The sequence below is a fragment of the Candidatus Burkholderia verschuerenii genome (assembly GCF_001189365.1).
GTDB lineage: Bacteria > Pseudomonadota > Gammaproteobacteria > Burkholderiales > Burkholderiaceae > Caballeronia > Caballeronia verschuerenii.
Genome location: NZ_LFJJ01000240.1, coordinates 1 through 7,856, shown reverse-complemented (window position 1 = coordinate 7,856; position 7,856 = coordinate 1). Strand labels below are relative to the sequence as shown.

General features: G+C 59.5%; 7 protein-coding genes and 1 pseudogene. 3 read left to right on the top strand and 5 right to left on the bottom strand.

Annotated features, from left to right (window positions below; translation table 11 throughout):
- Positions 1 to 165 precede the first annotated feature (165 nt).
- A pseudogene (locus BVER_RS26220) lies at positions 166 to 737 on the bottom strand (hypothetical protein).
- A gap of 250 nt (positions 738 to 987) precedes the next feature.
- Between BVER_RS26220 and BVER_RS26215 the strand changes: the two are divergent.
- The 3 genes from BVER_RS26215 (at position 988) to BVER_RS34605 (ending at position 4,702) form a co-directional block, all read left to right on the top strand.
- Positions 988 to 2,061 (top strand): sensor histidine kinase, encoded by a 1,074-nt coding sequence (locus BVER_RS26215; RefSeq protein WP_050455753.1) that lies wholly within the window; start codon positions 988 to 990, stop codon positions 2,059 to 2,061.
- 1 nt (position 2,062) lies between these two features.
- Positions 2,063 to 2,803 carry a LytR/AlgR family response regulator transcription factor gene (locus BVER_RS26210; RefSeq protein WP_050455752.1) on the top strand — a complete coding sequence of 247 codons (741 nt, stop codon included), beginning with the start codon at positions 2,063 to 2,065 and terminating at the stop codon, positions 2,801 to 2,803.
- 1,521 nt (positions 2,804 to 4,324) lie between these two features.
- Positions 4,325 to 4,702 carry a hypothetical protein gene (locus tag BVER_RS34605; RefSeq protein ID WP_050455751.1) on the top strand — a complete coding sequence of 126 codons (378 nt, stop codon included), beginning with the start codon at positions 4,325 to 4,327 and terminating at the stop codon, positions 4,700 to 4,702.
- A gap of 128 nt (positions 4,703 to 4,830) precedes the next feature.
- Here the strand turns inward: BVER_RS34605 and BVER_RS26200 are convergent, their stop codons facing one another.
- Genes BVER_RS26200 through BVER_RS26185 form a run of 4 tightly spaced genes read right to left on the bottom strand, consistent with a single transcriptional unit; the run spans position 4,831 to position 7,711 of the window.
- Positions 4,831 to 5,673, bottom strand: coding sequence for a PRTRC system ThiF family protein (locus tag BVER_RS26200; RefSeq protein WP_050455750.1), 843 nt, complete (start codon positions 5,671 to 5,673; stop codon positions 4,831 to 4,833).
- On the bottom strand, positions 5,670 to 6,326 hold the full coding sequence (locus tag BVER_RS26195; protein WP_083452370.1) for a PRTRC system protein A: 657 nt from the start codon (positions 6,324 to 6,326) through the stop codon (positions 5,670 to 5,672). Before BVER_RS26195 ends, BVER_RS26200 begins: the two co-directional genes overlap by 4 nt.
- Before the next feature lie 11 nt (positions 6,327 to 6,337).
- Positions 6,338 to 7,054: a PRTRC system protein B gene (locus tag BVER_RS26190; RefSeq protein ID WP_050455748.1), complete on the bottom strand. Its 717-nt coding sequence runs from the start codon at positions 7,052 to 7,054 to the stop codon at positions 6,338 to 6,340.
- A 15-nt stretch (positions 7,055 to 7,069) separates the two neighbouring features.
- Positions 7,070 to 7,711, bottom strand: a complete 642-nt coding sequence (locus BVER_RS26185) for a hypothetical protein (protein WP_157056234.1) — start codon at positions 7,709 to 7,711, stop codon at positions 7,070 to 7,072.
- Positions 7,712 to 7,856 lie beyond the last annotated feature (145 nt).

Below are 7,856 nucleotides of genomic sequence, written 5' to 3'. Positions count from 1 at the left end.
CGCTGCTGCATAGCGGCCGCGCGGCGTTCGGCGCTGCGGGCTACGCCCTTCGCGCCGCACGTCGCACAGAAGGATCAACTGAAACCACCGGCATCCGATTTCTGCACAACTTGACGCACACAACTGTCGAAACCGCACGGCGAGACCAGTGGCTCGCCATGAGCGCTATGTTCGCTCTCGCGTTGCGTCTATGCCTTGTTCAGCGCGACTCAGGCACCGATCCGATCCGCTGCGTTCCTCCGACAGGCCGTTGGCATGACGGACGCATCGCGTCCTACGTTAATCGCGCGGCCGAGCGGCATGCCAACGAGCCCGCCCCAGATTGCGAACGACAGGACTGCAAAGGCGTCAGTGGCCACCCACGGCCGCAAACTGGCGATCGCGTAATGAATAAACGTTTCGGCAACGAACGTCTAAAGCAGCGTTACCAGAAGACTCGCGTCGCCCGGCAGGCGCACAAAAATGCCTTCCGGTCCGTTCCTGAACTGCAGGCGCCAAAGGCCTGCGTGGAGCCAGCCGCCCGCCGCCCCGACCACAAGCATCCCGAAGCCCGCGGCGTAGGCTTCGGCACTCGCTCGTAGAAACAGGTGGCTGAGGCTCGACAGGCCAAGAGCGACGAACAGGATCGGAAATAGAACCGGGCGCACAGGCCGGACCTCGCGCACGAAGCAGCGCTTGATGCCGATGTAGACGAAAAGGCAAAACAACACGTAGAGATAGGTCGGAAAATGTGGCATGGGATAGCTTCTCCTGCGCACCGCAAATAGCGGTTATGTCAGGACTATAGCGATCAGCCCCCTCGCGCTCGGAAGTTTGCGACGAACGGTGGAAACCGGCGATGAACGGCGCTTGGGTTGGACGAACCACCCTTGGGGCACAGGTGCAACGATCCAGCGTGCGGCGGCGGTGCGTCGGAACCGTTCGCAGATGGTAAAGCTGCGTCGATTTACGCTACCATCTGCCCAATCCGCCCCCCCGCTCGCTGCCATGCCAAGCAAGCCGCTCTCTCTTCGGTTCTTCGCGCCCCACGCCAGTCCGGCGCAACTGGGTCGGTCGCTGCTTTCGCTTTTCTGCTTCAACTGCGCGGTCGGGTTGATTTTTTGGGCGACCCGACGCAACGAGTCGTTGCTGCCGTATCTGGTCGTTGCGAATGGCATTGGTTTCAGCGCGTCACTGCTTAGCGTCGCCGCAGACAGACTTGTACGCGGCAAGCTCGCGCTCGTGCCGAAGACCCTGGTCGTCGCACCAGCCAGCGTGTTCATCGGATTCGAAGTCGCAGCATCCACGATCGGACATGTTCCACATCTCATCGGTCACGCAGGCCTCAAGGTCTGGCTGGCCTACGGCTCATCGTTCATTATCGCGGGCGCAGCGTGCGCGTTCGTGTCGGTGTTCGTGCAGGCCGCGCGAATGCGCACTTCGCTTGAGACACAGCGACGCGAGGCCGCCGAGGCGCGCCAGGCCGAAACGGCCGCGCGACTCGCGCTGCTGCAGGCTCAGATCGAGCCGCATTTCCTGTTCAACACGCTGGCGAACGTGCAAAGCCTGATCGAACGCGATCCGACCCGCGCGACGACGATGCTCGACAGCCTCAATTGTTATTTGCGCGCGAGCCTGGGCCGCACGCGCAAGGCTACGGCTACGTTGGACGAAGAACTGGAACTGGTTGAGGCACTGCTGAAAATTGCGACGATCAGGCTCGGCGAGGAACGCCTGCGCTATTCGGTCGACGTCCCGGATGCACTCAGGGCATTGCCTCTATCGCCGCTCCTGCTGCAACCCCTCGTCGAGAATGCACTGCTGCACGGCATCGAGCCGTCAGTTGACCTCGGCGAAGTGCTCATTCGCGGCACGCGCGACGGAGACTCTCTCATCCTTAGCGTGACTGATACCGGTGTGGGACTCGGGAACGCAGGCACGAAGCTGCACGGTGGCGTTGGACTCGCGAACGTTCGCGCCCGAATGATAAGTCTCTATGGCGAGCGCGGGCGCGTGTCGATCGGCGCGAATGCCGACGCCATGCGGGGCGTGACCGCAACCTTGCAAATACCGATCGCCTGATATGCCGACCGCCCTGATCGCCGACGACGAACCCAACCTGTCTGCGGAACTCGCCGTTCGCCTTAGCGCACTTTGGCCCGAACTCGAGATCATCGGGATGCAGCGCAACGGCGTCGACGCGCTCGCAGAGCTCAATGCTAAACGCCCCGACTTCGCCTTCCTGGATATCAGGATGCCCGGTATCGATGGTCTGAAAATCGCCAGCCTCGTACCGCATGTGCACATCGTGTTCGTGACGTCCTACTACGAGTATGCTGTTCAGGCGTTCGACCAGTCGGCGATCGACTACCTGTTGAAACCAGTGACTGATGATCGCCTGCTCCGCTGTATCGTAAAGCTGCAGCGCGGCGGCCCGGCACCCACAACCACCGCGCTGTTGGAAAATGCGGAGGAGCAGCGAGATGCAGCGCCGATTCGCTGGATAACAGTGGGCCTTCGGGACACGACTCGGCTCGTCTCGGTGGAGGAGGTACTGTATTTTCTGTATTTTCAGGCTGCCGACAAATATACGGAGGTCGTGACCGCAAGCGAGCGGCACGTGATTCGGACGCCCTTGAAGGAGATGCTCCAGCGGCTCGATACCGAGCGCTTCGCACAAGTGCATCGCGGCGTTATCGTCGCCTATGCGGCGATCGACCATATCGAGCGCGACCTGCTTAGCCGCCAGCGCATTTATTTGCGCAGGAGCGGAGACGTGCTCCCGGTCAGTCGGGCTTGCGCCGGTCTTTTCAAGCAGATGTGAACCTGCATGTTAGGTCGTATAGATCGCTCTTCGGAACTGCGAAATCGTTGTTGCAATGTATGCATATGCCCGACGTGATAAAAACCAGTCCTAGCGCGACGAACACAGCCATGGCTAGCAGTACGTACTTGGCAAATCATGGCAAGGTTAGGCATGGCAGCGCTCCCGTCGTCTTGGGCCCCCTCCGAAGATCGCGGTCCGTTTGCCCACGATTGCAGCGGCCCGCAGGAAACATCGCTCGCGATTGAACCGATCATGGTGCGGGGCGGCCTGCCATACGTCGCCAAGTACGACGAGTATTAACCTCTGTGTATAGCGCATGGGGTGCAGCGCGCCATCAGTGGACATAGCCTGTACGGTCAGATCCCCGACTGCTAGACGTCGATTTCTGCGCGCTTACGTTCCATGTGTAAGTGGTCGCGTACAACGCGGGAGTTTTTTCACTTATATCTTTGGTAACACAGGCCGCGCTTTGCTCCGAGCAGAATTCGCGCTCGATCTACATATTCACGCAATGGCATGGCTTCTGATCCGGCACTAACTCCTTTAAGATTCCCGACTAACACGAGTTGGGGAAGTATCGTAGGCCGTCCCCGTGCGCCAAGCTCTATCTCGACCGCATATCCAGCGGGAGTAATCGTCTCTTTCGCGCTGGCTTCTAGCTTGGGCGGGTTTTTGCCTTTGCTACGCCGTCTCCCTTCAGGCTGAAGAAAAATTCGTCCTAGTGCCGCAGGTGATCTCCGTAGAAATTCAAGCTCTAGCGGCCAGAAAACATCCGTGTTGCATTTCTTGCAAAAATTCTGCGTCACATAAACCGCTTGTCATCGCCTCCTAAACCAGCAGGAATCACGCGTTCAGCAGAGAAAGGCCCCGTGCTGCCGCGGTAGACACAAGTTTCCAGCGACAGCGAATTGTTCGAGGACATGTGTCGGCAGGCTATTGCGACTTCTAGTTTTTCGGTCGGCTTTGTGAGTCCGTTTTTACGGATGGTAACCGCGGTTGACGCGATAGTAACGACTGTCCGAGACGGGTGGCGGCGGGTCATTTGCCACGCTATGAGCAAGCGTAAAGCAGAACGTGCATTAAGCAACATGCTACCGCTCCCTTCCGTTAAGGACGTAGCCGCCGTTGTTTACGTTCTCGGCATAAGTCGTCGTAATACCAGTGAGTTTAAATCCGCGGTAATTTTTTCTGCATTGAAAAAGAGGTTTCCAACGCAGGATATCGTCAACGTCACCGGCGTGCGTAGGCAAGAAAGCAGCGCACGTAGCAAGATGCCAGTCTCCGCCCCGCTCGCGTCGCTGTCCACGAAAGGCCGCGCGGGGATCACATGGAATGCGATCATCGAGTGGACCATCGAGGAAGTGTTTGCGGAGATCGCATCAGCAGGCCTCGCATTGCATGAGGCGTACACAGTGTACGGCGCATCGCGCGTCTCTTGCGCCTACTGCATCATGAGCACGCTCGACGGACTTGCGAGCCGCGGCAAGCTGCGCGGACAATCACGATGTCTATCGGGAGATGGTACGACTGGAAGCGGCCTCGACCTTCGCGTTCCAAGGTCAGCGCTGGCTTGCAGATGTTGCGCCCGCACTGCTCCCCTCCAGTCTCATTGCTGATGTGGCGCGCGCGAAAACCGCCGCTATTCAGCGGCAAGCGATCGAAGCGGAAATTCCCGCGCACCTGCTCTTCACGTCTGGCTGGCCAACCATTCGCACAACACCCGAAGAAGCGGAGCTTCTCGCGAGCGTTCGTCGCCGTGTCGCCGATGTCGTCGGCATCGAAGCCCAATACACGCATGGCACTGATGTGCTGCATCGCTACGACCAGTTGTTGTCCCAACGCTCGCCGGTTGCGACTGTTACCCCGCCCTGCGCACAAGCTGCTTTCGCCTTTTGAGCGTGCCCCAAAAAAAAGCGCCACGCCCCCGGAAAACCGGAGGCGTGGCGCTGGTCGATAAGTTACGCAGAGCACGCACCCGGCTCCTTGCGAGAGTCGGCACCTCCTTAGGAAAAGCGTGCAGATTGCTAGGCGGCAAGCTTGAGCTTTCGACCCTTACTCACTTTTTTGACAGACGGTTTCAATGGGTCATAGCCAAATCTCGCCCAAGCTGCGGCGTCCAACGGAATCGGGTTCGTGCGTCCCGTGGCAAGATTCACGAACACGCCCGAGAACGGCACTGCCCCGGTTCGAAACATCGTCCAGAGCAGGTTGAATGCCTGGACCGAGATGGCCTGGTTGATGACCAGGGACTGCTTGCGCAGCGCCTCGGCCATGGAACAGGAGGGCGTTTGATCTTTCGCGTCAAGCGACGGATCAATCAGCTCCGGGAACAGTTGCCCCACATGCGGCAAGCGCTCCGGATTCGCCTTCTTTACCTTCTGATAGCCTCTTGGCTCCGCTTGTCCGATGACGACCTGCCCTCGATCCGTATCGTTACCGCAGTCCAGGTAGTACAGATCGCAGGTCTTCGTCGCATCGACAATTGCGCGGCGAGCCACACGCGTATCGACACAACCAATGACGAGATCGACGTTGTAGCAAGAGACACTACGGGTAAAGCGCGTGGTTTGCGCCCGCCAGTTGGTTCCCATCAGCGCATTCAACCGATTAACGATGAGCGAGGCTTTGTACTCACCCACGTCGTTCGGATAAAAGCCCTGCCGACCGACATTGGTTGGACTCACCGTGTCGTCATCGTAGACCGTGCAGTCGATGCCGCCCGGGTGACCCAGTTCAACCATCGCATGATGCAACCGCGCGAGGCTGGGCAGCAGCGCACTGCCTGTGCCGCCGGCACCGACCACGATCACGTTCCACGACCGCTCGAGCATCCGGGAAGGAAGCGCGTGACGAATCACACCTGTCATGCGACCTCCTTCTGACGGGCTGCCGCGTACCAGCTGTTGGGCACGCGTTCGACATCCTCAAAGATCCCCTTCGCGCACAGCCGCATGGCCATACTGGGCATCGCCGCCGCGCAATTTCCAACGACGAACGCGAACTTCGTTTCGTGCCGGTCATCTTCGTTGTCTGTCGACGAGAAGAAAGCCGGATGCGCCCCGTGCGAGTGACAATCGATCACGCACAGTTCGCCTGAGTCAAGCTCCGGCCGCTCGTACTTCAACGATCCGGTGCCCTGCACGAGTAAATTGACGGGTGCGAGGCGGAACTGGCCGGTTTCCACATTCCAGACGATCCACGCACCGGTTTCCAGCGGATACTCAGCGCGCGCCATCGAGACGAAGTTGCCGATCAACTCGGGCGGAACAGCGCCGCAACGCAGCACCGTCGATTCGACCACTCGCCCGTAAGGGATCGCGGTCGGAACCGTATAGTGCGCGATGCGTCGAACGACCGACAGCCACGGCAGATTGATCTCGATAAAGACACCGTTCTCGCCGATCAGCAATCGCTCACCGGCTGCCAGCATCGGCGCCACCGGCTCACGCCGAGGCACCATCACCGACGGGAACGAACGTTGAAGCGCTGCATCACCGGCATTCAAAGCACCAGCATTCATCATCAAACTCCTTATTTGCCGGCAATAAGCTCACCGAGGGTCATATTCATTGTGACAAGCGCGTCTTTCGGAAACTGCTCGCCGTACTCGCCGTCGAGCATCTTCTTCCAGAACGCGAACTCGCCGTTCGAATGCGAAACACGTTTGTTGCCGTGATTGGGATGCGTGAAAGCAGATTCGAAGAACCCGCTTTCCCATCCGTCAATCGATTCGACATCGATACGTTTGGGCACATAAGCCGATCCGATGCAGATCCGCCCTTCATCCCAGGTGTTAAAGTAAGGAGGTTCGTGCAGCTTCGAATCAGGCGTCGGCCGGCTGTCTTCCTGCAGCGCGAACACGGAAAACCCGTTCGAAGCTGCACGGAATACCAAACCCGGATGGAGAACGACCGCGCTGCGCCGTCCGATCTCCTGGCAGTCGAAGAAGACCCTTCGCGTCGCCGGCCTGCACCACCACATCACCGCGTCTTGCGATACAGCCAGCACGGTCTCCGGCAGAAATTCCGCTTTCGGCGCCGCGTTCTGCGCCAGTTCTCGCAGGCATTCGAACAACGCGCGGCGCTCAATTGGCCGGCCCGCACCGATGGTAGCCCGACCGCCCTTGCCTTGCGCCACCGGATGAACGGTGCCGTAGACAGTACTGCAGTCCTGACGGCTATAAAGCAAGATGGCACTGGTCGCGGCAAGTTCGTCGACGCGGTCCGAGCCGATATCAAGCCCTTTCATAGATAACTCCGTGATTTATGCCGCAAGGCCCGCGATGACACGGTCCAGTTGACCAAGAATAGAAAGCGCCTTCGCCCAATCCGCGTACTGTTTGCGGATGAGTTCAGGCGTAGCGGCGAACGGCACGAAGCCGTAATAGGTGGATCCATCGCCGGCGCTGGCGAGGTACTCGTAATGCGAATCGAGCAATTCACCGATGCGACGGTCGTTTTGGACAGTCAGCGTAGCTGCCGCATACGCACAGCAAGGTCGATATTCGCAACCGAAGAGACTACGATTACCAACCCGCTGCAGCATCAGCGAGAGCTTTTCAAAATCAGCGCATAACCGGCGCGCGCGTCCGGACGTGAACCACTTCGATGAGTGACGCTTCACCCACGCAAAAAAGCCGTGAGCAAGCGCGTCGCCCGTACCGTTGAAGCTAGGGACATCGCGCGGGCGCAGCACGCCCGCGTTGAACTGGGCAGCGATCAGGCTGGCGACATCCTTCTCGGCGTTCCAGCGCATGACTGCACGCGTTTGAACGTCCGGGCCAATGGCCGGCAGACTCAGAAAATCATGGGTAAGTCGGCGTCCGGCAGCGGGAGCGCGTCGCGGTTGCCAGGGCTTTCCCGAGATAGCGATTTCTGCACCAGACGGCTGAGGATCGAGGAACATTGCTCGATATCCTTGTCGTGATCGGCATAGGGGCGGCCAGCAAGCTGGCCGGTCCCCTGCCACACCACCCTGCCACACCACCCGGCGTGCGGGTCCGCACCGGGCGGTTCGGGAAGTTGAGGTTATGTGAGGCGAGGCATGCCAA

Coding starts and splice junctions, on each gene's coding strand:
- BVER_RS26200 (WP_050455750.1), bottom strand. CDS start 5,673: ATGACAGGTGTGATTCGTCACGCGCTTCCTTCCCGGATGCTCGAGCGG.
- BVER_RS26185 (WP_157056234.1), bottom strand. CDS start 7,711: ATGTTCCTCGATCCTCAGCCGTCTGGTGCAGAAATCGCTATCTCGGGA.
- BVER_RS34605 (WP_050455751.1), top strand. CDS start 4,325: ATGGTACGACTGGAAGCGGCCTCGACCTTCGCGTTCCAAGGTCAGCGC.
- BVER_RS26215 (WP_050455753.1), top strand. CDS start 988: ATGCCAAGCAAGCCGCTCTCTCTTCGGTTCTTCGCGCCCCACGCCAGT.
- BVER_RS26195 (WP_083452370.1), bottom strand. CDS start 6,326: ATGAATGCTGGTGCTTTGAATGCCGGTGATGCAGCGCTTCAACGTTCG.
- BVER_RS26210 (WP_050455752.1), top strand. CDS start 2,063: ATGCCGACCGCCCTGATCGCCGACGACGAACCCAACCTGTCTGCGGAA.
- BVER_RS26190 (WP_050455748.1), bottom strand. CDS start 7,054: ATGAAAGGGCTTGATATCGGCTCGGACCGCGTCGACGAACTTGCCGCG.